The organism is Streptomyces sp. NPDC088762 (genome assembly GCF_044750905.1).
Taxonomy (GTDB): Bacteria; Actinomycetota; Actinomycetes; order Streptomycetales; family Streptomycetaceae; genus Streptomyces.
The window spans coordinates 68,605-95,110 of sequence record NZ_JBIVKT010000019.1; the positions used below are offsets into that span (position 1 = coordinate 68,605).

21 protein-coding genes are annotated in these 26,506 nt (G+C 72.8%); 4 read left to right on the forward strand and 17 right to left on the reverse strand.

Going from position 1 to position 26,506, the window contains the following annotated elements; all coding sequences use genetic code 11:
* Positions 1-3: 3 nt before the first annotated feature.
* The 5 genes from ACIP5M_RS31155 to ACIP5M_RS31175 all read right to left on the reverse strand — a co-directional run bounded on the left by ACIP5M_RS31155 (position 4) and on the right by ACIP5M_RS31175 (position 8,254).
* Positions 4-2,334: a molybdopterin oxidoreductase family protein gene (locus ACIP5M_RS31155; RefSeq protein WP_401202918.1), complete on the reverse strand. Its 2,331-nt coding sequence runs from the start codon at positions 2,332-2,334 to the stop codon at positions 4-6.
* On the reverse strand, positions 2,331-3,479 hold the full coding sequence (locus ACIP5M_RS31160; RefSeq protein WP_401202921.1) for an MFS transporter: 1,149 nt from the start codon (positions 3,477-3,479) through the stop codon (positions 2,331-2,333). The genes ACIP5M_RS31155 and ACIP5M_RS31160 overlap by 4 nt, the downstream gene beginning before the upstream one ends.
* 68 nt (positions 3,480-3,547) lie before the next feature.
* The gene (gene pflA, locus ACIP5M_RS31165) at positions 3,548-4,345 is read right to left on the reverse strand and encodes a pyruvate formate-lyase-activating protein (protein WP_401203128.1); all 798 of its coding nucleotides are present in this window, start codon (positions 4,343-4,345) and stop codon (positions 3,548-3,550) included.
* A gap of 18 nt (positions 4,346-4,363) precedes the next feature.
* A complete protein-coding gene (gene pflB / locus ACIP5M_RS31170) occupies positions 4,364-6,634 on the reverse strand; it encodes a formate C-acetyltransferase (RefSeq protein ID WP_401202924.1) in 2,271 nt (756 codons plus the stop codon).
* A gap of 210 nt (positions 6,635-6,844) precedes the next feature.
* Positions 6,845-8,254: an MFS transporter gene (locus ACIP5M_RS31175; RefSeq protein WP_401202927.1), complete on the reverse strand. Its 1,410-nt coding sequence runs from the start codon at positions 8,252-8,254 to the stop codon at positions 6,845-6,847.
* 245 nt (positions 8,255-8,499) lie between these two features.
* On the opposite strand from ACIP5M_RS31175, the gene ACIP5M_RS31180 reads away from it, so the two are divergent.
* Entirely contained in the window at positions 8,500-9,681 is a 1,182-nt protein-coding gene (locus ACIP5M_RS31180; protein ID WP_401202930.1) for a low temperature requirement protein A, read from the forward strand.
* Between the two features lie 111 nt (positions 9,682-9,792).
* Complete coding sequence (locus ACIP5M_RS31185; protein ID WP_401202933.1) at positions 9,793-11,046, forward strand: cytochrome P450; 1,254 nt, start codon at positions 9,793-9,795, stop codon at positions 11,044-11,046.
* A 99-nt stretch (positions 11,047-11,145) separates the two neighbouring features.
* Here the strand turns inward: ACIP5M_RS31185 and ACIP5M_RS31190 are convergent, their stop codons facing one another.
* Both ACIP5M_RS31190 and ACIP5M_RS31195 read right to left on the reverse strand, forming a co-directional pair.
* Positions 11,146-11,640 carry a DUF5949 family protein gene (locus ACIP5M_RS31190; protein ID WP_401202936.1) on the reverse strand — a complete coding sequence of 165 codons (495 nt, stop codon included), beginning with the start codon at positions 11,638-11,640 and terminating at the stop codon, positions 11,146-11,148.
* A 67-nt stretch (positions 11,641-11,707) separates the two neighbouring features.
* Positions 11,708-12,310: a DUF4352 domain-containing protein gene (locus tag ACIP5M_RS31195; RefSeq protein ID WP_401202939.1), complete on the reverse strand. Its 603-nt coding sequence runs from the start codon at positions 12,308-12,310 to the stop codon at positions 11,708-11,710.
* Between the two features lie 167 nt (positions 12,311-12,477).
* Here ACIP5M_RS31195 and ACIP5M_RS31200 point away from each other — a divergent pair, with 167 nt between their 5' ends.
* On the forward strand, positions 12,478-12,924 hold the full coding sequence (locus ACIP5M_RS31200) for a DUF6299 family protein (protein WP_401202942.1): 447 nt from the start codon (positions 12,478-12,480) through the stop codon (positions 12,922-12,924).
* 117 nt (positions 12,925-13,041) lie between these two features.
* Here ACIP5M_RS31200 and ACIP5M_RS31205 read toward each other — a convergent pair whose 3' ends face one another.
* From ACIP5M_RS31205 to ACIP5M_RS31225, 5 genes are all read right to left on the reverse strand, one after another.
* Positions 13,042-13,209, reverse strand: coding sequence for a hypothetical protein (locus ACIP5M_RS31205; RefSeq protein WP_401202944.1), 168 nt, complete (start codon positions 13,207-13,209; stop codon positions 13,042-13,044).
* 71 nt (positions 13,210-13,280) lie between these two features.
* On the reverse strand, positions 13,281-15,368 hold the full coding sequence (locus tag ACIP5M_RS31210; protein WP_401202947.1) for a SpoIIE family protein phosphatase: 2,088 nt from the start codon (positions 15,366-15,368) through the stop codon (positions 13,281-13,283).
* A 12-nt stretch (positions 15,369-15,380) separates the two neighbouring features.
* Positions 15,381-15,719 (reverse strand): hypothetical protein, encoded by a 339-nt coding sequence (locus tag ACIP5M_RS31215; RefSeq protein WP_401202950.1) that lies wholly within the window; start codon positions 15,717-15,719, stop codon positions 15,381-15,383.
* Between the two features lie 12 nt (positions 15,720-15,731).
* Positions 15,732-17,000, reverse strand: coding sequence for an NAD(P)-binding domain-containing protein (locus ACIP5M_RS31220; RefSeq protein ID WP_401203131.1), 1,269 nt, complete (start codon positions 16,998-17,000; stop codon positions 15,732-15,734).
* 58 nt (positions 17,001-17,058) lie between these two features.
* Positions 17,059-18,501 carry an ATP-grasp domain-containing protein gene (locus ACIP5M_RS31225; RefSeq protein ID WP_401202952.1) on the reverse strand — a complete coding sequence of 481 codons (1,443 nt, stop codon included), beginning with the start codon at positions 18,499-18,501 and terminating at the stop codon, positions 17,059-17,061.
* A 295-nt stretch (positions 18,502-18,796) separates the two neighbouring features.
* Between ACIP5M_RS31225 and ACIP5M_RS31230 the strand changes: the two genes are divergently transcribed.
* On the forward strand, positions 18,797-20,506 hold the full coding sequence (locus ACIP5M_RS31230) for a glycosyl hydrolase (RefSeq protein WP_401202955.1): 1,710 nt from the start codon (positions 18,797-18,799) through the stop codon (positions 20,504-20,506).
* Between the two features lie 5 nt (positions 20,507-20,511).
* Here ACIP5M_RS31230 and ACIP5M_RS31235 read toward each other — a convergent pair whose 3' ends face one another.
* Genes ACIP5M_RS31235 through murJ form a run of 5 tightly spaced genes read right to left on the reverse strand, consistent with a single transcriptional unit; the run spans position 20,512 to position 26,346 of the window.
* A complete protein-coding gene (locus tag ACIP5M_RS31235) occupies positions 20,512-21,654 on the reverse strand; it encodes a GNAT family N-acetyltransferase (RefSeq protein ID WP_401202957.1) in 1,143 nt (380 codons plus the stop codon).
* Complete coding sequence (locus ACIP5M_RS31240; protein ID WP_401202959.1) at positions 21,651-22,469, reverse strand: lipopolysaccharide biosynthesis protein; 819 nt, start codon at positions 22,467-22,469, stop codon at positions 21,651-21,653. The genes ACIP5M_RS31235 and ACIP5M_RS31240 overlap by 4 nt, the downstream gene beginning before the upstream one ends.
* Complete coding sequence (locus ACIP5M_RS31245; RefSeq protein WP_401202962.1) at positions 22,462-23,694, reverse strand: glycosyltransferase; 1,233 nt, start codon at positions 23,692-23,694, stop codon at positions 22,462-22,464. The genes ACIP5M_RS31240 and ACIP5M_RS31245 overlap by 8 nt, the downstream gene beginning before the upstream one ends.
* On the reverse strand, positions 23,691-24,467 hold the full coding sequence (locus ACIP5M_RS31250; protein WP_401202964.1) for a polysaccharide deacetylase family protein: 777 nt from the start codon (positions 24,465-24,467) through the stop codon (positions 23,691-23,693). The genes ACIP5M_RS31245 and ACIP5M_RS31250 overlap by 4 nt, the downstream gene beginning before the upstream one ends.
* A complete protein-coding gene (gene murJ, locus ACIP5M_RS31255) occupies positions 24,457-26,346 on the reverse strand; it encodes a murein biosynthesis integral membrane protein MurJ (protein ID WP_401203133.1) in 1,890 nt (629 codons plus the stop codon). Before murJ ends, ACIP5M_RS31250 begins: the two co-directional genes overlap by 11 nt.
* Between the last annotated feature and the right edge of the window lie 160 nt (positions 26,347-26,506).

A 26,506-nucleotide genomic window follows, 5' to 3' on the forward strand; every position in this document is an offset into this window, starting at 1 on the left:
GGGTCAGCTCCTCTCCGCCGTGCCACGGCCCTGCGGGGACGTGGGGGGCAGGGGGTCGGTGCGGGAGACCTGGGTCTCCGGGTAGGCCTCGTGGCCCGGCGCGGTGGGCGGCGCGGGGACCTCGTCGATCCGTTCGGCGGCTTCGATCCGCGCGGCGCAGACCTTGTACTCGGGGATCTTCGAGCGGGGGTCGAGGGCGTCGATGGTCAGGGCGTTGGCGGCCGTCGGTACGGGCCAGTGGTACGGGGTGAAGACGGTGTCCGGGCGGATCGCCTCGGTGACCAGGGCCGGGAAGACCTCGCTGCCGCGGCGGGTGACGACCCGGACCGGGTCCCCGTCGCGGAAGCCGTGCGAGGGGTGGACCTCCACCCACGGACGCGGGGTCTGTTCGACGAGGGCGCCCAGACGGCGGGTCTGGTTGCCGGAGAGGAAGTGGGCGACGGTGCGGCCGGTGGTGAGGGAGAGGGGGTACTCCTCGGTGTAGGCGTCCATGGGCGGATGCCATTCCACGACCTGCAGGTGGATCTTTCCGTCGGGGTGGTAGGTCCGCCCGTCCTCGAACAGCCGGGGGGTGCCCGGATGCTCGGTGGAGGGGCAGGGCCAGGCGATCCCGCCGGTCTCCTCCAGCCGGTCGTAGGTGATGCCGTAGTAGTCGTTGACGGTGCCGGCGGAGGCGACGCGCAGCTCCTCGAACACCTCGCGGGAGCCGGGGAAGTCGAAGTGCCGCCCGGCGCCGAGGCGCTTGGCGAGCTCGCAGATGACCCAGGTGTCGGTGCGCACGCCGGCGGGGGGTTCCTGGGCCTTGTTGTGCTTGACGACGCGGGCTTCGGCGTTGGCCATCACGCCCTCGTCCTCGGCCCAGGTGGTGACGGGGAAGACGACGTGGGCGTTGGCCGCGGTCTCGGAGAGGAAGAAGTCGAACTGGGCGTGGAACTCGGCGGTGTCGTAGCCGTCCTTGACCACGGCGTAGTTGGGGAGGGAGACGAAGGGGTTGTTGCAGATGCCGATGAGCCCGCGGATCTCGCCCCGCTGCATCTGCCAGACCATTTCCATCATGGAGGTTCCGGCGCCGGGCAGTTCGGACTCCTCGATGCCCCAGATCCGGCAGATCTGGGCCCGGTGCTCGGGGTTGGTGATGGAGCGGCCGCCGGGGAGGAGGTCGGACTTCTGGCCGTGTTCGCGGCCGCCCTGGCCGTTGCCCTGGCCGGTGATGGTGCCGTAGCCGGCGCCGGGCTTGCCGATGTTGCCGGTGGCCACGCACAGGTTGATCACGGTGAGGCAGTTCTCGACGCCCTGGGAGTGGTGCTCGATGCCGCGGGCGTGCCAGGCCATGGCCTTGTCGGCGGCGGCGAAGACCCGGGCGACCTGGACGACCTGCTCGGCCGGGATCCCGCAGATCTCGGCGGCGCGCGTGGGCGGGTAGGCGGCGACGGTCTTCTTGACCTCCTCCCAGCCGGTGGTGTGGGCCGCGAGGTAGGCCTCGTCGGTGAGGCCTTCGGCGACGACCACGTTCAGGACGGCGTTGAAGAAGGCGGCGTCGGTGCCGGGCTTGAGCGCGACATGGATGTCGGCGGTGCGCGCCACTGCGGTCTCGCGCGGGTCGACGACGATCAGCGAGGCGCCCCGGTCCCGGGCGCCCCACAGGTACTGGGTCATGACGGGGAAGCACTCCCCCACGTTGGACCCGGCGATGAGCAGGCAGTCGGTGAGGAGGATGTCGGAGAAGGGGTTGCCGGCCCGGTCGATGCCGAAGGCGAGTTTGTTGGCGCCGGCGGCGCTGACCATGCACAGGCGGCCGTTGTAGTCGACGTGCTTGGTCTTCAGGGCGACGCGGGCGAACTTGCCGACCAGGTAGGTCTTCTCGGAGAACAGGCTGGCACCGCCGAGCAGCCCGAAGGCGTCGTTGCCGTGGGCGCCCTGGATGCGCTTGATCTCGGAGACGGTGAAGTCGAGGGCCTCCTCCCAGGAGGCCTCCCTGAACTCCTCGTCGCGCGAGCGGCGCATCAGCGGGGCGGTCAGCCGGTCGGGGTGGTTGACCTGCTGGTAGGCGTTGATGCCCTTGGGGCACAGCCGCATGCGGTTGATGTCGTGGTTGCGGGGCTCCACGCCGAAGACCTTGCCGTCCCTGGCCACGCGCAGGTACATCCCGCACTGCACACCGCAGAAACAGCAGTGGGTGGGGACGAGGGTCTCGCCGTTCTGGTCGGCGTGCCACTGGTCGGCCGGGATGCCGCCGGCGTCGCGGAAGTTGCGGGTGCCGGGCGGGGCGATGGAGGGGTCGAGGGGGAGGTGCACGGGCCGGGACGCGGCCTTGGCGGGGTCGGTCGCGGTCACTTGAAGCCCTTCTTGACGTGGGTCAGGTAGGCGTTGCCGCGCAGCACCCGCTTGCAGCGCGGGCAGTATTCGACGAAGGCGTTGAAGTCGAGCTTGAGGTCCTGCATGGTGCCGCGCAGGTTCTCGACGTACGGGGTGGTGTCGATCGGCTCGCCGCAGCGCTTGCAGGCGAAGACCTGGTCGTCCTGACGGGCCGTGTACTTGAAGAGCTGCATGCCGACGGCGGCCGGGCGCTGGACGATGTGGAAGAACTTCCCGAACGGGATGTAGATGAGGGTGAACACCACCGACACCATGTGCAGGATCGCGAGGAACTCGTATCCCCCGCCGTGCAGGAAGATCGACGAGAAGGTGAGCAGCAGCCCGGTCACGGAGATCACGATCAGGCAGATCAGCGGCAGCAGGTCGTAGGCGAAGCGCTGCCCGGTGATGGCGCCGCGGTCCTTCATCCGGCGCCACAAGAAGTAGGAGGCGCCGGGGATGACGAGCACGGCGGCGAGGTCCAGGCCGTGGAACATCAGCCAGCCCACGAGGTTGAGCGAGTTGAAGCCGAGGATCTTGAAGCCCCAGATCCGCATCTCGTAGCCGGGCCCCGAGCCGCTGTCGCCCGTGAAGGTGAACCAGCCCCAGGTCAGCGGGAAGGTGATCGCGGCGGCCAGCAGGCAGCCCCAGAAGATCAGCTGGTGGGCGGCCCAGCGGGAACGGGAGCGGGCACCGAGGAACTTCTGGAAGCCGAGGTAGGTGGCGATCATCTTCGGCAGGGCGGTGGGGGCCTTCTTGAAGTTCTCGGCGGAGAAGAAGCTGCCGAAGCCCTTCTTGAAGAGGCGGCGGGCGCCGGGCGCGGAGACCCAGACCGTGTACCGGTAGGCCACGCCGAAGGCCAGGAAGACGGTGGCGACGGCGTACGGCAGCAGCGCCGAGTCGAAGTCGCGCAGCAGCCGGCTGCCGAGCACGATCGCGGCGATGAGCAGCAGCGATACGACAGTGCCGGCCAGGGTCGCGCGTGCGGTGACGGACCGGTGGTGCTCCGGCGCGGTCGGCGCCGGTGCCGGTGCCGGTGGGCTCCCGGTGGCGGCATCGGCGGGCGCCCCCGACGCGCCGGCGGTCGGGGGCGAGGACGTGAGGGCTTCTGAGGGCTCGGGCACAGCCCCACGCTAGGTGGTCTGTGCCGTTTTAGCCCGCTGTGGGGGATTTACGGTTAGGCCGAACGGGTTCACACGGCAGTAAGGCCCTGCGCCGCGAAAACCGCTCTCGCCTCGGCCACCTGCTCCGCGCTGGGCGAGGGCGTCCCGTGCAGGGTGAACGGCATGCCCAGGGCGTCCCATTTGCCCTCCCCCAGCGTGTGGAAGGGCAGGACGTCAACGCGCGAAACGTTGCCGAGGCTCCCCGCGAACGCGGCCACCCCCTTGACGTTCTCCTGGGCGTCGGTCAGCCCCGGCACCAGCACGAAGCGCAGGTGCACCTCCTTGCCGAGGCCGGCGAGGCGCCGGGCGAAGTCCAGCGTCGGCTGCAGCGGGCGGCCCGTCACCTTCCGGTACGTCTCCCGGTCCCAGGACTTGATGTCGAGCAGGACCAGGTCCACATCGCGCAGCAGCGCGTCGGTGGCCCGTGCGCCGAGGAAGCCCGAGGTGTCCAGGGCGGTGTGCAGGCCCAGCTCGTGCTTCATCCGGTGCAGCAGTTCCCCGGCGAAGACGGGCTGGAGCAGCGGCTCCCCGCCCGAGACGGTGGCGCCGCCGCCGGATGCGGCGATGAACCTCCGGTACTTGGCGGCCTCGGCGATGACCTCGTCGGCCGAGGTGCGCTTGCCGCTGCGCATCTTCCACGTGTCGGGGTTGTGGCAGTACAGGCAGGTCAGCGGGCATCCGGAGAGGAAGGTGACGAAGCGCGTCCCCGGGCCGTCGACGCCGGTGGACAGGTCCCACGAGTGCACCGAGCCCTCGCTCGGCCGCCGGGTGGCGGCAGCCGCGGGAGTCGCGGCGCGGGCGGTGTTCGAGCCGAGCAGGACGGTCATGGCGGGCATCCCCGATCCCTAGAGCGAGCCGTGGAAGGTGCGGTTCAGCACGTCGAGCTGCTGGTCCCTCGTGAGGCGGACGAAGTTCACCGCGTAGCCGCTGACGCGGATGGTCAGCTGCGGGTGGTTCTCGGGGTGCTCCATGGCGTCCACGAGGGTGTCGCGGTCCAGGACGTTGACGTTCATGTGGAAGCCGCCGACCGCCGTGAAGCCGTCAAGTACGCCCGCCAGGTTCTCGATCCGCTCCTCGGGGGTGCGGCCCAGGCCGTCGGGGGTGACGGTGTTGGTCAGCGAGATGCCGTCCTCGGCGTCCTCGTACGGGAGCTTCGCGACCGACAGCGCCGAGGTGACGTAGCCGTGCGTGTCGCGGCCGTTCATCGGGTTGGCGCCCGGGGAGAACGGTTCGCCGGCGCGCCGCCCGTCCGGGGTGTTGCCGGTCTTCTTGCCGTAGACGACGTTCGAGGTGATGGTCAGCACGGACTGGGTGTGCTCGGCACCCCGGTACGTCTCGTGCGCCCGCACCTTCTTCATGAACTCCTCGACCAGCCGGACGGCGATGCCGTCGACGCGGTCGTCGTTGTTGCCGTACGCCGGGTAGTCGCCCTCGACGACGTAGTCGGTGGCCAGCCCGGTCTCGTCGCGCACCGCGGTGACCCTGGCGTGCTTGATGGCGGACAGCGAGTCGGCGGCCACCGCCAGGCCCGCGATGCCGCAGGCCATGGTGCGGCGCACGTCGCGGTCGTGCAGGGCCATCTCGATGCGCTCGTAGGCGTACCGGTCGTGCATGTAGTGGATGACGTTCAGGGCGTGGACGTAGGTGGCGGCGAGCCATTCCATCTGCGCGTCGAACTTGGCCATGACCTCGTCGTAGTCCAGCACCTCGGAGGTGAGGGCGCCCGTCTCGGGGCCGACCTGGTCTCCGGACTTCTCGTCCCGGCCGCCGTTGATCGCGTAGAGGAGGGTCTTGGCGAGGTTCACGCGGGCGCCGAAGAACTGCATCTGCTTCCCGACCGGCATCGCCGAGACGCAGCACGCGATGGCGGTGTCGTCGCCGAAGCGCGGGCGCATCAGCTCGTCGGACTCGTACTGCACCGAGGACGTGTCGATCGAGACGCGGGCGCAGAACTCCTTGAAGCCCCGGGGCAGCCGCGGCGACCAGAAGACCGTCATGTTCGGCTCGGGGGCCGGGCCGAGGTTGTAGAGGGTCTGGAGGTACCGGAAGGAGGTCTTGGTGACCAGCGGACGGCCGTCCTCGCCCATGCCGGCGATCGATTCGGTGACCCAGGTCGGGTCGCCGGAGAACAGCTCGTCGTACTCGGGCGTCCGCAGGAAGCGCACGATGCGGAGCTTGATGATGAAGTCGTCGACGAGTTCCTGCGCCTGCTCCTCCGTCAGCAGGCCCGCCTCGATGTCGCGCTGGAGGTAGACGTCGACGAAGGTGGAGGTGCGGCCGAGCGACATGGCCGCGCCGTTCTGCTCCTTCACGGCGGCCAGGTAGGCGAAGTACAGCCACTGGATGGCCTCGCGTCCGGTGGCGGCCGGGCGGGAGATGTCGTAACCGTAGGAGGCGGCCATCGCCTTGAGCTCGGCAAGGGCGCGGAGCTGTTCGGAGAGCTCCTCGCGCAGGCGGATCGTCTCCTCCAGCGAACGACGCCCCGCGGGGAGGGAGCCCAGCTCCGCCTTCTCCTGCTTCTTGGAGGCGATGAGGCGGTCGACACCGTAGAGGGCCACGCGGCGGTAGTCGCCGATGATGCGGCCGCGGCCGTACGCGTCCGGGAGGCCGGTCACGACCCCCGCCTTGCGTGCGGCGCGGATCTCGGGTGTGTAGGCGTCGAAGACACCGGCGTTGTGGGTCTTGCGGTACTCGGTGAAGACCTTCTCCAGGTCCGCGGAGACCGGGTAGCCGTAGGTCTCCAGCGCGCCGGCGACCATGCGCCAGCCGCCGTACGGCATGATCGCGCGCTTGAGCGGGGCATCGGTCTGGAGACCGACGATCAGGTCCTTGTCGCGGTCGATGTAGCCGGGGGCGTGCGCGGTGATCGACGAGGGAACGTCGTACGCGACGTCGTAGACGCCCTTCTCGCGCTCCTGCGGGAACTTGTCCGTGATGGCCTTCCACACGGCCGTGGTGCGCTCGGTGGGGCCGGCGAGGAAGGTGTCGTCACCCTCGTAGGGCGTGTAGTTCTGCTGGATGAAGTCGCGGACGTCGATGGCGTCGCGCCACAGCCCGCCCTTGAAGCCCCCCCAGGCTTCGCCGCTCCTCGTGGTCTCCGCAGCGGTGGCAGTCATCGCCCGCACCTTCCTCAGTCGCCTCGTTGCTTGTGTCCATTGCACGCCGTTTGATCGATCATTTGGCGCCGCGTTGGTCCCGAACCGGAGCCCGAAGGTCCCGCGACCTCTGCGCCTGCGCCTCACCTACCGGTCCTGACCTGGCGTTTTCGTCGGGCCGAAGGTCCTTCGTGCACTTGTGAAAACATTCACAAAATAGCCAACGGTTTTTTAACTGGGGGCTTCCGCGCCCTTGCGGGCGTAGAACCACCACGCCACCACCACGCACGAGGCGTAGAAGCCCACGAAGCCCCACATCGCGCTCGTCACGGCGAAGTTCGCGAACATCGCCGGGATGAAGAAGAAGCCGTAGGCGGCGATGGCGGCGGTGAAACCGGTGACCGCGCCCGATTCGATCTCCGCCTGCTTCAGCGCGGCCGCGTACTGCGGCGTGCCCTCCGTCAGGCCCTTCAGGTGCTGCCCCCGGAAGATGACGGGGATCTGCCGGAAGGTGGACCCGTTGCCGATGCCCGAGAAGAAGAAGGCCGACAGGAAGCAGAGGAAGAAGCCGGAGAACCGCCCCGGAGAGGAACCGGACGGGAGGAAGCCGATCACGCCGATGATCGAGAGCGCCATGCCCGCGAAGGACAGAATCGTCACCCGCGCGCCGCCCAGCTTGTCGGCGATCCAGCCGCCCGCCCACCGCGCCAGCGCGCCCAGCGCCGGGCCCATCCAGGCGTAGGTGGCCACCGAGTACGCGGGGAAGGTGGTCTTGATGAGCAGCGGGAGGGCCGCCGCGAAGCCGATGAACGAGCCGAAGGTGCCCACGTAGAGCCAGGTCATCAGCCAGTTGTGCTTGCGCTTGAAGATGATCTTCTGCTGGCTGAAGGGGGTGGAGGCCACCTTCAGGTCGTTCTGGCCGAACCAAGCGACCACGGCGAGGACCACCAGCACCGGGACCCACACGAAGGCGGCGTTCTGGAGGTGGATCTCCGAGCCGTCGGCCGTGCGCCGGCCCGCCCCGACGGCGAGGACCGAGGACGTGATCAGGATGGGCGTGAGCAGCTGGACCACCGAGACGCCCAGGTTGCCCAGGCCGCCGTTGATGCCGGTCGCGTTGCCCTTCTCCTGCTTCGGGTAGAAGAAGCCGATGTTGGCCAGCGAGGAGGAGAAGTTCGCGCCGCCGACGCCGCACAGCGCGGCGATCGCGATCATCGTGCCGTACGGGGTGTCCGGGTCCTGCACCGCGAAGCCGAGCCACAGCAGTGGTACGACCAGCACGACGGTCGAGATCGCCGTGAAGCGGCGCTGGCCGATCCTCGGGCCGAGGAAGGTGTAGAAGATCCGGGCCGTGCCGCCGGTGATGCCGGGGACCGCGGTCAGCCAGAACAGCTGGGACTGGCTGAAGGCGAAACCGACGTCCTTCAGGCTGGTCGCGGTGATGCTCCACACCTGCCAGACCACGAACGCCACCAGGAGGGCCGGCACCGCGATCCACAGATTGCGGGTCGCGACCCGCTTTCCGGTGGACCGCCAGAAGGCCGGGTCCTGCGGCGTCCAGTCCGTGATGGTGCGGCCCGGGCGGTACTGCGCCGGATCGGCGAGCACCTCCGGTGCCTGCGGCAAGGTGGCGGAACTCATGGCGTGGTCCTGAACGTTGGGAGAGCAGTGACCGCTCCAGACTCCGTCCCGGGGCCCACCCGGCGGCAGGGGCGAACGTCGTGCGGGCGACAGGACAAGGTCCCGTCCCGGAGCAGCCGGCCGGCCCTCCGCCGCCGGCCCGGCTCGTGCACGGAGCGCCCCGAACCCTCCGCGCGGGGCACCGGCGCCCGGAGGACCGCGCGCCTGGCCCGCCGGGCAGGGCATCCTCTGGTCTGCTTTCCGCCATGGCCTACTCCCCCATGACCGCCCGCAGCCGCGACGAGCAGCACCGCGCGGCCACGCCGCTGGAGCTGTTCTTCGACCTCTGTTTCGTCGTCGCGATCGCGCAGGCCGGCGCCCGGCTCGTGCACGCGCTGGCGGAGGGCCATCCCGGCACGGGGGTCCTCGGCTACTTCTTCGTCTTCTTCGGCGTGTGGTGGGCGTGGATGAACTTCACGTGGTTCGCCTCCGCCTACGACTGCGACGACGTTCCGTACCGGGTGGCGACCCTCGTCCAGATCGCCGGGGTCCTCGTCTACGCGGCCGGGGTGAGCCGGGCCTTCGACGGGAACGACTGGACCGTCGCCGTCATCGGCTACATCATCATGCGCGTCGCCCTGACGGCTCAGTGGCTCCGGGCCGCCGCCGGCGAGAGCGGCGCGGCCCGCACGGCGGCGCTGAAGTACGCGGCCGGGCTGGTGATCTGCCAGGCCGGCTGGGTGGGACTGCTGTTCGCACCCGAGTCCGCCAGGCGCTGGCTGTTCCTGGTGATGGTCGCGGCCGAGCTGATGGTCCCGCTGCTGGCCGAGCGCGGACACCAGACGCCCTGGCACGCCCACCACATCGTGGAGCGGTACGGGCTGTTCACCATCATCGTGCTCGGCGAGACGATCGCGGCGGCCACGGTGGCGGTCAAGTCGGCGATCGACGAGCACGAGGCGCTGGGCGAGCTGCTGCCCATCGCGGCGGGTGGGCTGCTGATCGTCTTCTCGGCGTGGTGGATCTACTTCGCGGTGCCGATGCACGAGCGGCTGAACACCAACCGGGAGGCCATCCCCTGGGGGTACGGCCACCTGGTGATCTTCGCCTCGGGCGCGGCGATCGGAGCGGGCATCGAGGTCGCGGTCGAGCACGCCGTCGGCAAGGCGCACCTCTCACAACTCGCCGCCAACGCCGCCGTGACCGTCCCGTCCGCGGTGTTCCTCCTGACGGTGTGGTTCCTGCACTCCCGCCACTTCAAGCGCGGCCTGGCCCAGCAGCTGACCCTCCCGCTCGCGGCCGTGGCCGTCCTAGCCTGCACGTGGGCGGGCCCGTACGCGGTCCTCTACGCGGGCGTGGTCACGGCGGCGACGGTGGCGATCGGCATGGCCCTGTCCGCGGGCACCTCCCGGCCTGCGCCGGCCGGACCCGGCCCCGCCGGCGTCTGAGGCCCGGGCTCCGGGGCGTAGCCCGGCAACGGTGCCGCGCCGAACCGTCACTCCCGCGCCCCCGCACCCGTTTTCACGCAGAACGCCCCCGCCGAAGGAAGAGGCACGGCCATGACACTCCCCGCACCACGCCCTGGCAAAGACCCCGGCAGGGAACTGGCCGAGCCCGGCTTCTGGCAGGCTCCCCCCGCCCACCGCCTGGAGGTGTTCGCCCGCCTCCGCGCCCTCGAGTCCCCCGTCTTCGTCCCCGAGGGGACCGCCGCCGGCCACTGGGCCCTCGTGCGCCACGCCCAGGTCCAGGAGGCGAGCCGCCTCCCCAAGGTGTTCGCGAGCGCCCCCGGCGTCACCACCCCCGAGCCGCCCCGCTGGGTCCGCGCGCTGTTCGGGGACTCCATGGTCAACCTCGACGGCCCCGACCACGCCCAGCTCCGCAAGATCGTGCAGCGGGCCTTCACCCCGCGCCTGCTGGCGGCCGCCGAGGAGGACATCCACACCGTCGCCGCCCGCATCGTCGACGACGTACTGGCCGACCGGCCCGACGAGTTCGTGTCGGCGGTGGCCTCCCGGCTGCCCCTGGAGGTCATCTGCAACATGATGGGCATCCCCGAGCGCCACCGCGCCGAGATCGCCGACCGCGTCAACCACGCCTCCGAGAACATCGGCGTCGAACGCGGCCTGGCGGCCCGGCTGCGGATGCCCGGGCGCGGCCTGCGGGCCCTGGCCCGTATGCAGCGGATGGTGGCCGGCATCGGGCGGGAGCGGCGCAAGAACCCCACCGACGACCTGATCTCGGCCCTGGTCTGCGCGAACGTGGACGGCCAGGCCCTCGGCGCCCGCCAACTCGGCGCCTTCTTCTCGCTCCTGATGGTCGCCGGGGTGGAAACCACCCGCAATGCGATCACGCACGGGCTGACCCTGCTGACCGACAACCCGGACCAGCGCGACCTGCTGCTCTCGGACTTCGAGACGTACGCGGACGGCGCGGTGGACGAGATGATCCGCCATTCGACGCCGATCATCCAGTTCCGCCGGACGGTGGCCGCCGAACACACCCTGGACGGGCACTTGTTCCGCCCGGGCGACAAGGTGGTCCTGTACTACGCCTCCGCCAACCGCGACGAGGCGGTCTTCCCCGACCCCGACGCCTTCGACATCACCCGCTCGCCCAATCCGCACCTCGGGTTCGGCGGCGGCGGCCCGCACTTCTGCCTCGGCGCGCACCTGGCCCGGGTGGAGATGAAGGCCCTCTTCCGGGAGCTGCTGACCCGCCCGGTCGGACTGCGCGCGGTGGGCCTGCCCGATCTGGCGGGCTCGAACTTCGACAACCGGGTCCGCTCGCTGAAGTTCGCGTTCGAACGGCCCTGACCGGCACGACCGGCCACCGGGCAGGCTGGGAGCCCGGCGGCCGGAGCTGTGCGTCGCCACGTGCCGCGGCGGCGGCCACCGCCGCGGCTCCCGCCGGGCCTACTGCAGGGTCTGCACCGCGAGGACGCAGTGGGCGCTGCTGGTGAGCACCTCTTCGTCGCCCGCGAACGCCTGGAGGACTTCCGCGGTCACCGGCTTGCCCGGAGCCGCTTCCGGCCAGGCGCGCGTGGCGAAGAGGAAGTAGGCCTGTCCGCTCTCGAGCGCGGCGGCGACCCACTCCTTGGGGGCGGTGCACGTGGCGTTCAGGCCGGGCATCGTCAGCGTGACCTGGTCGCCCGCCATGAGCACGATCTGCACCGCGAAGGTGCGCGGGCTGCGGGTGCCGTCCATGACGACGTCACCGATGGGCAGGCCGATCTCCTCCAGCAACCCGCGGGCCGCCGCCTCGCCGGCCTCCCGGCCCTGCGGGCCGTCCCCGAGGCTGTAGGCGAGGAGGTACGGGATGTCGTGGGCCTCGGAGGGGTCGCCGATCCAGGCGAGCACCGAAAGGGTGCCGAGCTGGGACCGGTCGATGTCGGCTTGAGTAGAAGTCATGCGCCGCACCCTAGTGGTCCCGCACCCGGCCCTTTCACGGCCTTTCACCCGGGCGGGCTAGACGCGTTTACACGGACCAGAATCCCTCTCCGGAATTCGCCTGGATGTTCGCGTCCTGGTACTGGAGCCGCTCGATGCGCGCGTTTTCCGGGACTTCGAACACCACCCATCCCTCGGCCCGCTCACCGACCGCGAGGGAATCGAAGACGAGCGTTTTGCCGGTCGTCAGTTCACCGGTCGGCACCACCGGATGGCGCTGCCCCGCGCTGTCGAGCGCCCACATGCGCCCGAGCGCCCCGTACGAGGCCCCGCCCACGTTGACGAAGGACATCGAGGCGGCCACCCAGCGCGTGCCCGCCTGCGGGGCGTAGTTCTTCTCGACGCCGACCGCCGGGTCGACGTACGCGTTCAGCACCACCTGCAGGTGGCGGCCGACCTGCTGCCCGTGCACGCGTACGGCATCACCCACACGGGCGCCCTTCGCCCCGGCCCGGGCCGGGGCCTCCTCGGCGCCGGGCGCCCCGTCGTCCACCGGGACCGCGGGCGCGGCGGCGGGGGCGAGCGCGGCCCCCTCGGGAGCGCTCTGGCAGGCCGTGACGCCGAAAAGGAGCAGGGGGAGTACGGCGGCGGCGAGGACGGGGACGTGGCGGCGGACGGCGGACTGACGCATTCGAAATCCCTTCGGGGATGTATTTCGGTCAGTCTCACGCCCCCGAGCGGGCAATTGCACTCACCGACACGGGTGCGCCGGGGGAGTGTGTGCGGCCGGTTGCGGCCAACTGCCAGCACAATGCGTTCCGGCGGATTACCGCCGGCACTCATCCACCCGGAGGAACAATGCGCATTCACGCGACCCGCATGGCCCTGGCAGCGCTCTCGGCAGTGGCCGGGGCGGCCGTTTTCACCGCCCCCGCCACCGCCACCTCTTTCGACCAGGGAATTTCCGTACAGCCATACGCTCACATTTCCGAGGACGGCACGATCACTCTTTCCGGGACGTACCACTGCACCGTCCCGTCACCCATGGGGGCGACGCTCCAGATCTCGGCGGGCGTGTACCAGGACGGCACGCGCATCGGCCTGGGCGGCGGCCAGGCGCAGTGTGACGGCGCCGAGCACGAGTGGCGGGCCAGCGGCTCGCTGCGGCTCACCCCGAACGTCCACCCGGGGCCGGCGCTGGCCGAGGCCCAGCTCAACGAGGTCCAGTTCTCGGGCCTGATGCCGCGCTCCATCGACACGGTCGCGGAGGACCGGCGGGAGATCCGACTCGTCGGGCAGGAGTAGGCCCGCGGGGCCCGTCGCGTCCCGGCCCATTCGCGTCCCGGCCCGCCCGCCCCCGGCCGCTCCGCCCGTACGGGCCACGACCTGCGGGCTGCGGGCCCACGGGTCCGGTAGCCGCCGCTACCGGCACTCGGGCGCGACGCCCGTCATCGACATGAACGCCACCGACTGGCACCCGGGGACCGCGTGCGGGCGCCCCGCCGTCCGGTCCACGACGGTCGGTACTCCGGCGGCCAGCAGGAGCAGGGCCAGGGCGCCCGTCACGGCGCCCCACCTCAGCCTGCGCACAGCACGTTCCGTTCCATGGTTCGCATCATCACTCCACCCCCGGAGCCCCACAACTCGGCGTGACCGCCGCGTCACGCCGTGCTCCGCGGGTTGCCCGCGGCGTCGAACTCGCACCACACCGCCTTGCCGTCGCCCCGGGACTCCACCCCCCAGTGCGAGGCCAGCGCGTCCACCAGCAGCAGCCCGCGCCCCGTGGTGGCCGCCTCACCCGGTGTGCGCCGCCGCGGCCACACGCTGGAGCGGTCCTTGACCCACAGCCGGATCCGCCGCACCGGCTCCGGCAGCACCTCCATGGTCAGCACCGCCCCGCCGTCGGTGTGCAGGAGGGCGTTGACCAGCAGTTCCCCGGCCGCCAGCTCCACGTCGTCGGCGAGTTCCGGCATGCCCCAGTCGCGCAGGGCCTGGCGCAGGGCGTAGCGGGCGTCGGAGAGGCCCTCGGGGTCCGCCTGGTGGACGTACTGGTGGATGCGCGGCGCCCGGTGGGTGCCCGGGTCGGGGGCCCGGCGCAGCACGAGCAGGGCCACGTCGTCCCCCGAGCCCCAGCGCTCCCAGAGCCGGTCCAGGAGGTGGTCGGCGAGCGCCCCGGCCCCCTGGGGGCCGCTGCGCACCGCGTGGGCCAGGGCCTCCATGCCCTGGCTGATGGCCGTTCCGGGCTCTTCCACCAGGCCGTCCGTGCACAGCACCAGCGTCTCCCCGGGGACCAGGTCGAGGCGGGTCTCGGGGAAGTCCTCCTGCTCGAACACGGAGGCCAGGCCGAGCGGCAGCCCGCCGCGCACGTTGGGCCAGCCCGTGCGCCCGTCCGTGTGCCGGATCAGCGGGCCGAGGTGGCCCGCGCGGACCGCCCGTACGCCTCCGGTCTCCAGGTCCACCTGCGCGTACATGCAGGTCGCGAAGCGCTCGGTGTCCAGCTCGGCGAGGAAGCGCGAGGCGCGCGCCAGCACGGTGGAGGGCGGATGGCCCTCGCCCGCGTACGCCCGCAGCGCGATCCGCAGCTGGCCCATGATGGCCGCCGCGTGCGTGTCGTGGCCCTGTACGTCGCCCACCACGATGCCGACCCGGTCGCGCGGCAGCGCGATCACGTCGTACCAGTCCCCACCGACCTCCCGCCCGCTCCACGCGGAGTGGTAGCGGACCGCGATCTCCCCGCCCGTGATCTCGGGGATCCGGCGGGGCAGCATGGCGGCCTGGAGGCCCGTGGCGAACTCGCGCTCCTGGTCGAAGAGGAGCGCCCGCTGGAGGGACTGCGCCACGATGCCCGCGAGGCCCAGGCAGAGGTTCTTCTCCTCCGGGCTGAACTCCGTGCGGTGCCGGTAGAAGAGGACGAGCCCGCCGATGGCCTTGGCCTGCGCGATCAGCGGCAGATAGGCGGCAGCGTCGTACCGGATGCGGCTCAGGTAGTCACTGAGCAGCGGGAATTCCTCGCCGAGCGCCGCGAGCGAGGTGACGAAACGTGCCTGCCGGGTGATCACCGCCTGCGACAGCGGCAGCGAGCCGTCCAGCCGGGTGAACCGCCGCTCGCTGAGGATCTCCAGCGACTCCCCGCTCAGCGCGATGATCTTGATCGTGCCGCCCTCGACCAGCCCCAGCGCCAGCCCCTCCGCGCCCAGGCGCTCCAGCGCGCCGGCTCCGGTCAGGGCCGCCGTGACGTCGTCGACCGTCACCGCCCGCGACAGGACCTCCGTGGTCCGCTGGACGATGGTCGTCTGCTTGGCGCGCGCCGACTCCAGCTTGCGCAGCTGGGTGGCCTGGGCGAGCTCCCCCGTCGCGTCCCGGACGATCCCCAGGATGCGGTGCGCCCGGCCCTCCTCGTCGCGAAGCACCCGGCCCTGCGTGTGCGTCCACTGGTCGCGGCCGTCGCGCCGCTGCACCATGAAGTACGCGCCGTACGTGTCCGCGCCGCGCTCCAGCACGTCCGAGACGGTCTCGCTCAGCCGGGCGGCGTCCGCGGCCGGGATCCGCAGCCCGAGCGCCTCCGGGGTTCCGTCGACCTCCTCCGGGTCGAGGTCGAAGACGGCCGCCCCGGCCTCGTCCAGCTCCAGCGTCCCCGCGCCCAGGTCCCAGTCGAAGCTGCCCATGCCGTTCAGCGCGAGCCGCTCCCCGGGGCCGGTCCCGGGGGGCTTGCGGCCCTGCTGCGACCACTCGTGCTCCGCCGCTGCCACGAGTCACACCACCTAACGCCCGGGCCAGCACGGCTGGGAGATCAGCCGCTCCCACTCCTCGTCAGGATGCCCCGGAAGAGTGCGCCCGGCCTCTCGCCAGCGTTTGACGAGGGTGAGGTAGATGGTGGGCTGGACGATGTGGGGGGCCGTCGCGTACGGGGCGTGGTCGTAGGCGGCGGACCTGGTGTCGTACCCCGTCGCCTTGTCGTACGCCGGCGCCTTGTCGTACCCCGACGTCCTGTCGTACCCGGACGTCCTGTCGTACCCCGCGGGTCTGGCCGTGGCGGGCTGTTCCCCGCGGCTGGCGGGAATGCGTACCCAGCCGCGGCCCTGTGCTCGCTCCGCGCTCATCGCGGACCCCTCTCACCGCAGATACGTCTGGGGTTGCCCGGCGGCAGCCCGGTCGTAGGTCGTGGTGGAACCCGGCAGCGGACCCCTGGCGCCGAGGCGCTTGCGGACTCCTCTCACCAGTCTCCCCGCCGTGAAGCCCGCACCGTGCACGAATCGCATGGAAGGGCCGAATGAGGGAGCCGTCAGCAGGCCCGCGAAGAACAGTCCCGGCCACGAGGACTCGAAGCCGGGGCTCAGCTCCGGCGTCCCGCTGTCGCCGACGGTCGCCAGCGCGGCCCGCAGCCCCGCGTCGAGCAGTTCCAGCCGGGCCAGGTCCGGGCTGAAGCCGGTGGCCGCGATCACGTGCGCGGTGTCCAGCACCACCGACTCCCCCGCCCTGGTGGTCAGCCCGAGCCGGGTCCGGCCGCCCACCGCGACGGCCCGTTGCAGGTGGTGGCCCAGCATCACGGGCACGCGCCGCTCGAAGCGGTCCCGCAGCCACCACGCCCCGGCGGGGCCCAGTGCGGTCGCCGCGATCCGCTCCCGGGTGGCGGCGGGCAGCCGGCGCACCGCCCAGGGCAGCTCCGACCACACCCAGCTGCGCCAGCCGGTGCCGAGCCCGCTGTGCGGTTCGCGCAGGGCGCGCAGCGGCGGCCGGCTCAGGGGCTGCGGCACGGTGTTCCAGTTCAGCCGGGAGCGCCGGGCCACCAGGCAGGGCCGGGCGCCCTGTTCGGCCAGCAGTGCGGCCGTCTCCAAGGCCGCCTGCCCGGCCCCGAGGACGGCGACCTCGCGGTCGGCGAAGCGGGCCAGGTCCCGGTGGCCGCTGCTGTGCGAGTAGTGGGTCGGCGGCAGGTCCCGCAGCGCAGCGGGGAGCTGGACGAAGGGCATCACCCCGACCGCGAGGGCGACCGTGCGCGCGAGCAGCGGCGGTCCCTCGGCGGTGCGGACGCGGAAGCCGTCGCCCTGCGGGGTCACCTCCGTGACGGTCACCTCCTCCACCTCGGGCGTCGCGTGCCGGGCGAACCACATCCCGTACGCGCTGAACGTGCCGATGGGCAGCGGAGTGCCGTGTTCCGCGACCAGACCGCGGGTGGCGCAGTAATCGGCCAGGGTGTAGCGGCCGTCCGGCGCGGACAGGTTGGAGGACCAGGGCTCCGACTTCAGGTACATGCCCACGGGCATGTGGTCGCGCCAGGAGGCCATGGGCCGCCCCAGCAGCCGTACGTCGAGCCCCGCGCCCGCAGCGTGCGCGGCGATCGACAGCCCGTACGGGCCCGCGCCGATCACCACGAGATCGTCCATCCGCGTCACGGCTGTCCCTTCAGCTCCATCGTCTGCGTACTCGGCCCGGTCGGTGTCGCTACCGGGTGACCAGCTCGTCCGGCGCCGCCGGGGCCTCCGGCGGGGCCGGACGGGAGGCCGTACCCCCCAGGGCGGCGGACGGCTGCTCCGCGCCGCGCTGGCGCGGAGTGTGCGCCGGCGCCTTGGCGGTGTGCCGCCCGTCTGCCTGGGCGGGGACGCCCCGCAGGGCGCGCGCGCCCTTGCCGAAACCGCGGCCGAGGAAGGCGCCGAGCATGGCCAGGAAGGGCAGCAGGTCGTCGGCCGCGAACCAGGCCGTCTCCACCCGGCCCCGCTCCCCCGCGGGCCCCCACCCGGCCCGGCCCCACCGGGTCGGCCCGGTCGGAGCGGCCTCGGCGGCACGGCCGCTCCCGGCCGCCTGGACGGGATCCGGGCCCGCGGTCGCCGCACCCGGCGCGCTGCGCTGGGCGGCCACGGCCGGGGCGGCCTGGGCGGTCCGGGGGGCCTGGGCGGTCCGGGACGGCGGAGCCACCGGGGCCGCAGCGTGTGCGGGGCCGGCCGCCGGGCGACGCGGCAAGGAACCGCCCCGTACCGCCGACAGGAGGGCGTAGTTCTCGGCGACGAACACCCGGCCCGGTCCCCCCGAGGACTCCGGGACCCGCTGGTCCGTCAGATCCAGGTACATCGCCTGTACGACGTCCAGCCCGGCGTCGTCCGTGAACAGCCGGAACTGCGCCCCCGGCCGGGGGTTGAAGTCCACCAGCCGGAAGGTGCCGCGCTCGTCGCGGCGGAAGTCCATGTCCAGGATCCCCTGGTAGCCGAGGCGTTCGGCCAGCCGCAGCCCCGCCTCCTCCACCGCCGGATCCGGCAGCCAGCGCCCCACCGCCGTCAGCCCCGTCCGCACCGGCCAGGAGAGCTCCTTGCGGCCCGACCCCGCGAGCAGCGGGCGCCCGCCGCGGCCGAAGGCGCCGTGGAAGAACCAGTCCGTGTCCGGCCCGGCCGGCAGGAACCGCTGGAGCAGCAGCCGGCTCCCGGCCTCGGCGGAGCGCTCGTACAGCCGGCGCGCCTCGGCGGCGGAGTCCACCAGCGTGGTGCTCCGCAGCCCGGCGCCCCCGGCCGGCAGCAGCCAGGGACGGCTCCACTTGGCGACCACGGGCAGGCCGAGCCGCCAGGCGGCCTCCGCCGCCTCGGCGCCGCTCGCCGGGACGACGGTCTCCGGATGCGGGACGTCCCAGCGCGCACACAGCCCGGCCAGCTCGGCCTTGTCCGCCACCCGGGCGGGCAGGTTGTCCGGCTGATGGGGGATCCGGTAACGGCCCATCAGCATCGGCGCGACCCGGGACACCGCGATCGCGCTCAGGTCGTCCATGGCGACGAGCACGGCCGGCCTGCCGATCCGCTCCGAGACCCCGGTCAGGCACTCCAGGAGGGCCTCCGGCGCCTCGGGGTCCAGCCCGCCGTCCGGCCCGGCATGCAGGGCGTGCAGATAGCGCGAGCGCCCCATGGGACCTCCCCCGGCCTCGACGACGGCATGGACCTCCACGCCCCTGCGGCCAAGGGATCTGACGGCGCCAAGGGTTCCGTGGTGGAACGGATTGCGATCGAGTCTGAGCAGAACTGCGGGCACATGGTTGAGATACGCGTGCATGGCAACGGCGTCTTTCACCTAGTCGGACCAAGCGGGTAAGGGTGCGCAGATGCGAATGGCCTAGGCAGCTGTCACCGGACAGGCCAATCGTCCGATCTGATGCCTAACGTCTTTGGTAAGCACACCGGTTCAGGAGAGCTCGGGAGACGCCATGCCCAGACAACACCGCCGACTGGCGAGCACCTGCATCGGTACGGTCGCGGCCGGACTGCTCGCGACCGGGGCCGCGATCGCGGCCCCCGAGAAGGACCCGCCCCAGGGCGCGGACATCGCCATGGGCGCCTATCTCGACTACGGCCCGCCCGGGGTGGCCCGGATCCCGTACCTGTCGCGGTGGCTGGGCGGCAGGGAGATCCGGGTCGGCCACACCTACCTCCCCGGTGACAGGTGGGCGGGCATCGAGGGCAATGTCGGCTTCCTGGAGGACTGGGCCGAGTGGCGGCAGGGCGAGGACGACCGGATGTTCGTCCTCAACGTGCCCATGCAGGCCGGGAACGAGGACCGGGTGCCCGACCGCGAGGTGGCCCGGCTGATCCGGGCCGGCGCGGCGGGCCACTACGACCGCCACTTCAGGAGGCTCGCCGAGCGACTGGTGTCGCTGGGCGTCCCGGACACGGTGATCGTCCTCGGCTGGGAGATGAACGGCGTCACCTACACCCACCGCTGCGGGCCCGATCCCGAGAACTGGAAGGCGTACTGGAGGCGCGTCGTCACCACGATGCGCGAGGTGCCCGGGCAGGAGTTCAAGTTCGACTTCGCCCCGAACCGGGGCAGGGACGCCATCGGCTGGACCAAGTGCTACCCCGGCGACGACGTGGTCGACATCATCGGGATGGACTCGTACGACCAGGGTCCCGGGCGGAACTTCGACGACCAGATCAGCCAGCCGTACGGGCTCCAGAAGCACGTCGACTTCGCGAAAGCACACGGTAAGCCGATCTCCTACCCGGAGTGGGGGCTGTTCCGGCGCGGGGACAATCCGGAGTACGTGCGGCGCATGCTGGAGTGGATCGCGCAGCACAGGCCGATCTACCACACCATCACCGACTACTGCCCGCACGGTGTCTGGCAGTGCAAGGAGAACCCCGAGTCCGCGAGGGTCTTCCGCGACGCGCTGGTCCCCGACAGGCCCGGTCCGGTGGTCCCGACCCCGGTGGTGCCCACGCCCGTGGTGCCGACCCCGGTGGTCCCGACGCCCGTGGTGCCCACGCCGGTCGTGCCCACACCGGTCGTCCCGACACCGCAGATCCCGACGCCCGAGATCCCCACACCGGTCGTCCCGACACCGCAGATCCCGACGCCCGAGATCCCCACGCCCGAGATCCCGAAGCCGCAGATCCCGACACCGCCGGTCCCGAGCCCTCAGGTCCCGACGCCCGAGGTCCCCAAGCCCTCGCCCGCGGCACCGCTCCCGGTCAGCCCGAGCCCGGTGACCCCGAGTCCCGTACGCCCGAGCCCCGTGCGCCCCAGCCCCGTGCGCCCCAGCCCCGTGACCCCGGGCCCGGTGACCCCGAGCCCGGTCGTCCCGTCGCCGCAGGCGCCGCTGCCGGTGAGCCCGAGTCCCGAGGCACCGAGCCCCGTGACCCCGAGCCCGCTGGTCCCCACACCCGGGGTCCCGACGCCCAAGCCCTCGCCCGTCGCGCCGAGCCCCCTGGTGCCGAAGCCGGTACCCACGCCCACGCCCACGCCGAAACCGACGGCGCCCGCACCGACGCAGCCCGCGCCGGTGGACCCGCCGGTCAACGCCAAGCAGTGGTGCCTGCCGCTCGACTTCGGCGAGTGGCTCTCCAAGCTCGTCGGCAAGCAGTCGGTCTGCGTCCGGCTCGACTGGGGCAAGGAGTCCGGCTTCTGGCCCTTCTAGACGGGTCATCGCACCCGCAGTTCGTTGAGCCGCGCCCGCCAGTCCCTGGCGGCCGGCAGCGCCTCCCGCAGCGCGTCCACCGCCCGCTCGCGCCCCGTCACCTGCGACTCGTGCAGCCGCAGCAGGGGCGCGAGCGCCGTGGTGGCCAGCAGGAACCGCCCGTTCACCACCGTCTCGGGCCGCCAGTGGTTCTTGTACGGCTCGTTGCCGCGCAGGAAGCTCACCACCGGCCGGCCCTCCGCGAGGGCCCGCCCGGCCTCGTAGCGCAGCAGCAGCGTCGCCACGTCCACCTTGCGCGCCCGCAGGTCCGGGTCGGCCCCGTACAGATAGCCGCCGCTCAGCCCGGCCGACAGCAGGGTGACGTTGGCCGCCACCACCTTCCCGTCCAGGCGGAACTCCGTCAGCCGGCCCTCCCCGGCCCGCACCATCCGCCGCGTCGCCCGCGTCAGGTGCTCGGCGAAGCGGGGCCGCAGGTGCTCCGGGGTCACTCCGCGGCCGCGCCACTGCTTCTCGTGGAGGCGCAGCAGGGTCCGTACGGCACGCGGCACCTCCTGCTCGGCGACCTCGTGTTCCTCGATCCCGGCGGCGTCGGTCTTGCGGAGCTTGGCCCGGACCCGCTGGGCGCCGGAGGCCGGCATCCGCTTGACCAGCTCGTCGAAGGGCAGCGCGGGCAGCTCCATGCAGGTGGAGTCGGCGAGCCGGGCGCCGACCCCCGGCCAGTGCTCGGCCAGCTGCTCGACGGCGGCCCCGGGACGGACCTCGCGCAGGTCGACGACCGCGCCCCGGGCGGCCCGGTGCAGGCCGCGGGCCAGCGCCGGGACGACCTGTTCGGCGTACTCCGCGACCACGAGCACGTCGAAGTAGTCGGTGATGTTGCCGCCGAGCGGCACCAGCAGCGGGAGCGGCCGGTGGACGAGCATCAGCGCGGCCGCACCGACGAGTTCCTCGCCGCGCCGCACGAGGACGAGCCGGAGCCGGCCCTCCTTCCCGTACGACAGCCACCAGGAGTGCAGCCAGGCATGGCTCTGGAACGGGGTGGCGGTGGGACAGCTGCGCAGGAGCCGGTTCCACGGCTCCTCCAGCGCGGCGAACTGCCGGGGGTCGCGGCACAGCGTCACCGACAGGGCCCCGGCGGAGCCCGGCGTCATCGCACGGACTCCTTCTCCTTGGTCTCGCTGTGCTCACCCTGGGCGGGGAGCGAGGCGTACTCCTCGACGAGGGTCTCGCGCCGCTCGTCGACCTCCGCCACTGCCTCGGGAGCGACCGCCGCCTCCTCTTCCTGCGGCTTGCGGCGGCCGGGGCGGGCGAGGAGCCACAGCCCGCCGAGCAGGCCGCCGGCGCACATGCCGACGGCGCCGCTGATGGGCGCGGAGGGGGAGGCGGGGTCGGTCGGTGCGACGGCCTGGTTGAAGAGGATCAGCTGTACGCCGGTGTTCTTCGCGGCCTGGTTGCTGCTCAGCGACAGGGCGTCGGCGACCGCGTTGGCGATGTCGGCGGCCTCGGCGGGGCTGGTGGAGGTACCGGTGATGGCGATCATCGGGGACTCGGGCGAGGTTTCGGCCCGTACCTGGGTCCGCAGCTTCTGGACGCCGAGGCCGGCGCGGGGCTGGGCGTAGGCGAGGGTGGAGCTGCTGGTGGCGATCCGGGCGTAGGCCTGCGCGAAGCCGAGGGCGGTGGCCGGTTCGGTGGTGTCGTCCGGCACGGCGACGACGTAGCTGGTGGCGGCGTACTCCGGGGTCTTGAGCACCCCGTACGCCCCGCCCAGGGCGAGCCCGAGCAGCGCACAGGCCGGCAGGGGCCACCAGGCAGGGGGCACCAACCGGCGGCGGACGCGTCGCGCGCGCCTCTTCGCGCCACCCTCGCTCCTCTCCACTCTGCCCTGCTCCGTCCGCTGCTCGGTCCTCTGCTCGGTCTTCTTCTCGGTCTTCTTCTCGGTCTTCTTCTGATCGGCGGTGTCAGCCATGAGCGTGCTCACTTCCTGGGTGGAGGGAGTTGTCGGTCGGGTCCGGATCCCCCGGCGGGTGGGGCGGCACTGCGCCGCCCCCCGGGTGCCGGGGGGTGCGGTGGGGTGGGGAGGCGAGGGCCAGGTCGTAGACGTCCAGGAGCCTGCGGGCGCTGTGCGCGATGTCGTAGCGGCGGACGACCGGCGGCGGCGGCAGGCGCCGGGCGCCCGCCTCCATGTGCCCCCGCAGGGCCGCGACCAGCTCCTCCGTGCCGGTGCCGATCCGGCGGGCGCCCGGGGCCTGCGCCGCCGGCAGGTCGTCGATCGCCGGGCACGTCACGTGCAGGACCGGGAGCCCTGCGGCCAGGGCTTCGACGACCGCCAGCCCGAACGCCTCCTCCCGGGACGGGGAGACGAAGACGTCCATGGCGGCCAGCAGCGCCGGGATGCCCGGTGTGCGCCCGTCCGTGCTGTCGCCGAGCGGATCGCGCTCCCCCAGCAGGTGGATCCGGCTCTGCGCGCCGAGTTCCGCCGCCAGGGAGCGCAGGAAGGCGCGCTCGGGCCCGTCCCCGGCCAGCAGCAGGTGCGCCCCCGGCAGCGCCGCGACCGCGCGCACCAGTACGTCGAACCGCTTGCCCGGGACCAGCCGCCCCACCCCGCCGACCACGAAGGCCCGCTCCGGCAGCCCGGTCCGGGCCCGGGTGGCCCGCCGTACGCCCTCGTCGAAGCGGAAGCGGACGGCCTCGATCCCGTTGGGGACCACGTGCACCCGCGCCGCCGGCACCCCCCACGCCTCCAGCCGGGCCGCCACGGTGTCGGAGACGGCCACGGTCGCCGCTCCCAGGCGCTCGCTCGCCAGGTACAGGGCCCGGACCCCGCCCGACAGCGGCCGCCCCTCGATCTCGCCCTCGCCGAGGGAGTGTTCGGTGGCCACCGCCGCCCGGGCGCCCGCGAGCCGGGCCGCGAGGCGCCCGTACACGCAGGCCCGGTACAGGTGCGTGTGGACGAGGTCGTAGCGGCCGCGCCGGATGAACTTCACCAGCCGGGGCAGCGCCCCCAGGTCCCGGTTGCCGCGCATGCCCAGGTGCACGACCCGCACCCCGTCGGCGCGCAGCCCCTCGGCCACCGGCCCGGGGTTGGTCAGCGTCAGTACGTCGCACCGCATGGGCATGTGCCGCAGCAGCAGCCGCAGTTGCTGCTCGGCGCCGCCGACCCCGAGCCCGGTGATGATGTGCAGGGCCTTCACGTGCGCACCCCCCGCCGCAGCTCCCGCGCCCGGTGCCGGAGCTGCTTGACCCGCAGCCGGGCTCCCCCGTCGGCCTGGCTGATGTGCGTACGGGGCAGGGCGTGCGGGCCCGCGAGCCGCCCGGGGTCGATGGCGCAGGCGTACGCGTAACCGGCGTCCCGGGTGGCGGCGACGACGCGGGCGTCGAGGTGCCCGTACGGGTAGCAGAACCCCTCGGGCAGCGTCCCGGTCAGCTCGCGCAGCAGGTCGCGGCTGCCCCGCAGCTCCTGCTGGAGCACGTCGTCGGCGGCCACCGTGAGGTCCTGGTGGAGCAGCCCGTGCGAGCCGATCTCCTGCCCGGCCGCGGCGACTTCGCGGATCCCCTCGGCGGTGAGCAGGGACTTGCGGGGGCCCAGCGGGTCCCAGACGTTGTCCACCCCGAGGCGCCCGGGCAGGACGAAGAGGGTGGCGGTGCAGTCGTAGCGGTCCAGCAGCGGCAGCGCGTGGGTGAGGAAGTCGGTGTAGCCGTCGTCGAAGGTCAGCCCGACCAGCCCGCCCCCGCGCCCGGCCGCGCGGGCCCTGAGCAGTTCGCCGACCGACACCCCGCGCAGGCGGCGGGAGCGCAGCCACAGCAGCTGGTCCTCCAGGGTGCGGGGGGTGACGGTGATTCCGTACGGGTCCTCGGCGGGGTCGGTGAACTCGGCGACCGAGTGGTACATCAGGACCCACGGCGATGCGGTCCGGCGGGCGGGGACCACCACGGCGGCGGGCGCCGAGTCGGTGTCAGCGGACATTGCGGAACCTCTGCGTGAACTGGGAGGAGAACCGGGCGATCTGGTCGGGCAGGGCGATGACTTCGATGGCGCGTATGGCCATGCCGGTGGCGCCGAACATGGCGGGGACCAGCAGGCAGCCGAGGGCCGCGCTGAGCATCGGGTCGGGGATCATCGGCCCGGCGATGCAGCCGGTGCCGCAGGCGGCGGCCGCGGAGACGGCGAGCCGGCCGATGCTGACGGCGACCCGGCGGACCTGGATGGCGATGATCCGCGAGCCGAGGCCGGTCAGCAGGAGCACGGCGCTGGTGGAGATCCCGGCGGCGTTGGCGGCGGCGATGCCGTAGGTGCCCCACCAGCCCACGGCGAGGGCTCCGGCCACGATGTTGACGAGGAGCCCGGCGCCCATCGCGCACGCCGGGAACCACATGGGCCGGGCGGTCGAGAAGAAGGGCCGCGACAGCGCCCCGACGAGGCAGTGACCGAGCAGCCCGAGTCCGTAGACCCGCATGACGGAGGCGGTGGCGAGGGTGTCCGCGTGGGTGAAGGCGCCGCGTTCGAAGAGGACCTGAATGATCTGGGGCGCGTAGCCGATGACGAGGGCCGTGCCCATCAGGACGGCGAGCGCGGCGAGCGCGAGGTCCTGCTCGACGCGGCGCCGCGCCTTCTCGCGCCCCCCGCCGGCCATGGCCTGGGCCACGACCGGGAAGGTGACGGTGCAGATCATCAGCGACAGCACCATCGGCATCTGCGCGACCTTCTGCGCGTAGTTCAGGTGGGAGATCGCCCCCGGAGGCAGTGAGGCGGCCAGGAACCGCTCCACCAGGACCTGCGACTGCCGGAACACCGCGAAGAAGATGACGGGGGCGATGACCCCGAAGGCGATCAGGGTGGGCCGGTCGCGTTCGCGCCGGCTGCGCGGGGCGCCCGCGGGGTCTGCCTCTCGGATCAGGCCGGGCCCGCGGCGTCCGCCGCGCACGGCCGATCCGGCCTGGTCCGAGGGACAGACACTCGCCCGGCGCGGGCCGAAGCCGACGTTCCGGATGAAGGCGGGCAGCTGGACGAGGACCATCAGCAGCCCGCCGACGGCGACGCCCGCCGCGGCGGCCCGCACGCCCCACAGGGCGTGGAGCGCCAGCATCGTCCCGATGATGCCGACGTTGTACGAGACGTAGATCGCGGCGGGCGGCACGAAGGAGCGGTGCGCCCGCAGCGCGGCGCTGAAGTACCCGGCGACACCGAAGGAGAGCACGGTCAGCGCCGTCATACGGGTGCACTGCACGGCCAGGTCGGAGTCGGGCAGGCCGGGGGCGATGACCGCGACGACGACCGGGGCGGCCACGATCAGTACGGAGGCCACGGCGGCCAGGAACACGGCGAGCCGCGGCAGGGTCGCCCCGACGAGCAGCCGTACGGGGTCCTGCGCCCGGGCCTCCTTGCGGGTGAGGCCGGCCCGGGCGGCGGCCCGCCGGGCCAGCGCCTGGCTGAAGGCGGGCACCATCAGCAGCGCCATGGCGTCCTCGATGAGCAGCGTCGAGGCCATCTCCGGCACGGTCCAGGCGATCAGGAAGGCGTCGCTGTCGTGACCGGCCCCGAAGAGGTGCGCGATGGTCTGGTCGCGGACCAGCCCGAACACCGCCCCGGCGGCGGTCAGTCCGGCGGTGACGGCCGCGGCCTTGGCCAGGAACCGCCCGAGCGGAGCGCTCCCGGCGGCCGGAGCCCGACCGGGGGGCCCGTCGGCCAGGCTCCGGCCGCCGCCCGCGACTCCCCGCCCCGGCACACCGCCGACCACGAACCCGGGGTCCGTCGAAGCCGGCGCCGGACCGGGCAGGACCGGGCGCCGGGAGACCGTTCGGGGGCGCGGCTCCGCCGGGGCGGCGCTCCGGCCCGGCCGGGGCATGGCCGGCACGGACGGTTCATCCCCCGAAAGGGGAGCCACGGCGGCGGAGTTCCACTCGGGGGCGACCGTCGCGACGAAGCCGGGGTCCGGCGGAACCGGGGGGCGGCCGGGCAGGACCGGGTCCCGGGGCGGGCCCGGGACCGGCTCCGGCCCGGTGCCG

Bases quoted from the DNA above. Each gene is read 5' to 3' on its own strand.
- pflA (WP_401203128.1), bottom strand. From the start codon at position 4,345: ATGACCGTCCTGCTCGGCTCGAACACCGCCCGCGCCGCGACTCCCGCG.
- pflB (WP_401202924.1), bottom strand. From the start codon at position 6,634: ATGACTGCCACCGCTGCGGAGACCACGAGGAGCGGCGAAGCCTGGGGG.
- ACIP5M_RS31175 (WP_401202927.1), bottom strand. From the start codon at position 8,254: ATGAGTTCCGCCACCTTGCCGCAGGCACCGGAGGTGCTCGCCGATCCG.
- ACIP5M_RS31180 (WP_401202930.1), top strand. From the start codon at position 8,500: ATGGCCTACTCCCCCATGACCGCCCGCAGCCGCGACGAGCAGCACCGC.
- ACIP5M_RS31185 (WP_401202933.1), top strand. From the start codon at position 9,793: ATGACACTCCCCGCACCACGCCCTGGCAAAGACCCCGGCAGGGAACTG.
- ACIP5M_RS31190 (WP_401202936.1), bottom strand. From the start codon at position 11,640: ATGACTTCTACTCAAGCCGACATCGACCGGTCCCAGCTCGGCACCCTT.
- ACIP5M_RS31195 (WP_401202939.1), bottom strand. From the start codon at position 12,310: ATGCGTCAGTCCGCCGTCCGCCGCCACGTCCCCGTCCTCGCCGCCGCC.
- ACIP5M_RS31200 (WP_401202942.1), top strand. From the start codon at position 12,478: ATGCGCATTCACGCGACCCGCATGGCCCTGGCAGCGCTCTCGGCAGTG.
- ACIP5M_RS31215 (WP_401202950.1), bottom strand. From the start codon at position 15,719: ATGAGCGCGGAGCGAGCACAGGGCCGCGGCTGGGTACGCATTCCCGCC.
- ACIP5M_RS31220 (WP_401203131.1), bottom strand. From the start codon at position 17,000: ATGGACGATCTCGTGGTGATCGGCGCGGGCCCGTACGGGCTGTCGATC.
- ACIP5M_RS31225 (WP_401202952.1), bottom strand. From the start codon at position 18,501: ATGGGGCGCTCGCGCTATCTGCACGCCCTGCATGCCGGGCCGGACGGC.
- ACIP5M_RS31230 (WP_401202955.1), top strand. From the start codon at position 18,797: ATGCCCAGACAACACCGCCGACTGGCGAGCACCTGCATCGGTACGGTC.
- ACIP5M_RS31235 (WP_401202957.1), bottom strand. From the start codon at position 21,654: ATGACGCCGGGCTCCGCCGGGGCCCTGTCGGTGACGCTGTGCCGCGAC.
- ACIP5M_RS31240 (WP_401202959.1), bottom strand. From the start codon at position 22,469: ATGGCTGACACCGCCGATCAGAAGAAGACCGAGAAGAAGACCGAGAAG.
- ACIP5M_RS31250 (WP_401202964.1), bottom strand. From the start codon at position 24,467: ATGTCCGCTGACACCGACTCGGCGCCCGCCGCCGTGGTGGTCCCCGCC.
- murJ (WP_401203133.1), bottom strand. From the start codon at position 26,346: ATGCCCCGGCCGGGCCGGAGCGCCGCCCCGGCGGAGCCGCGCCCCCGA.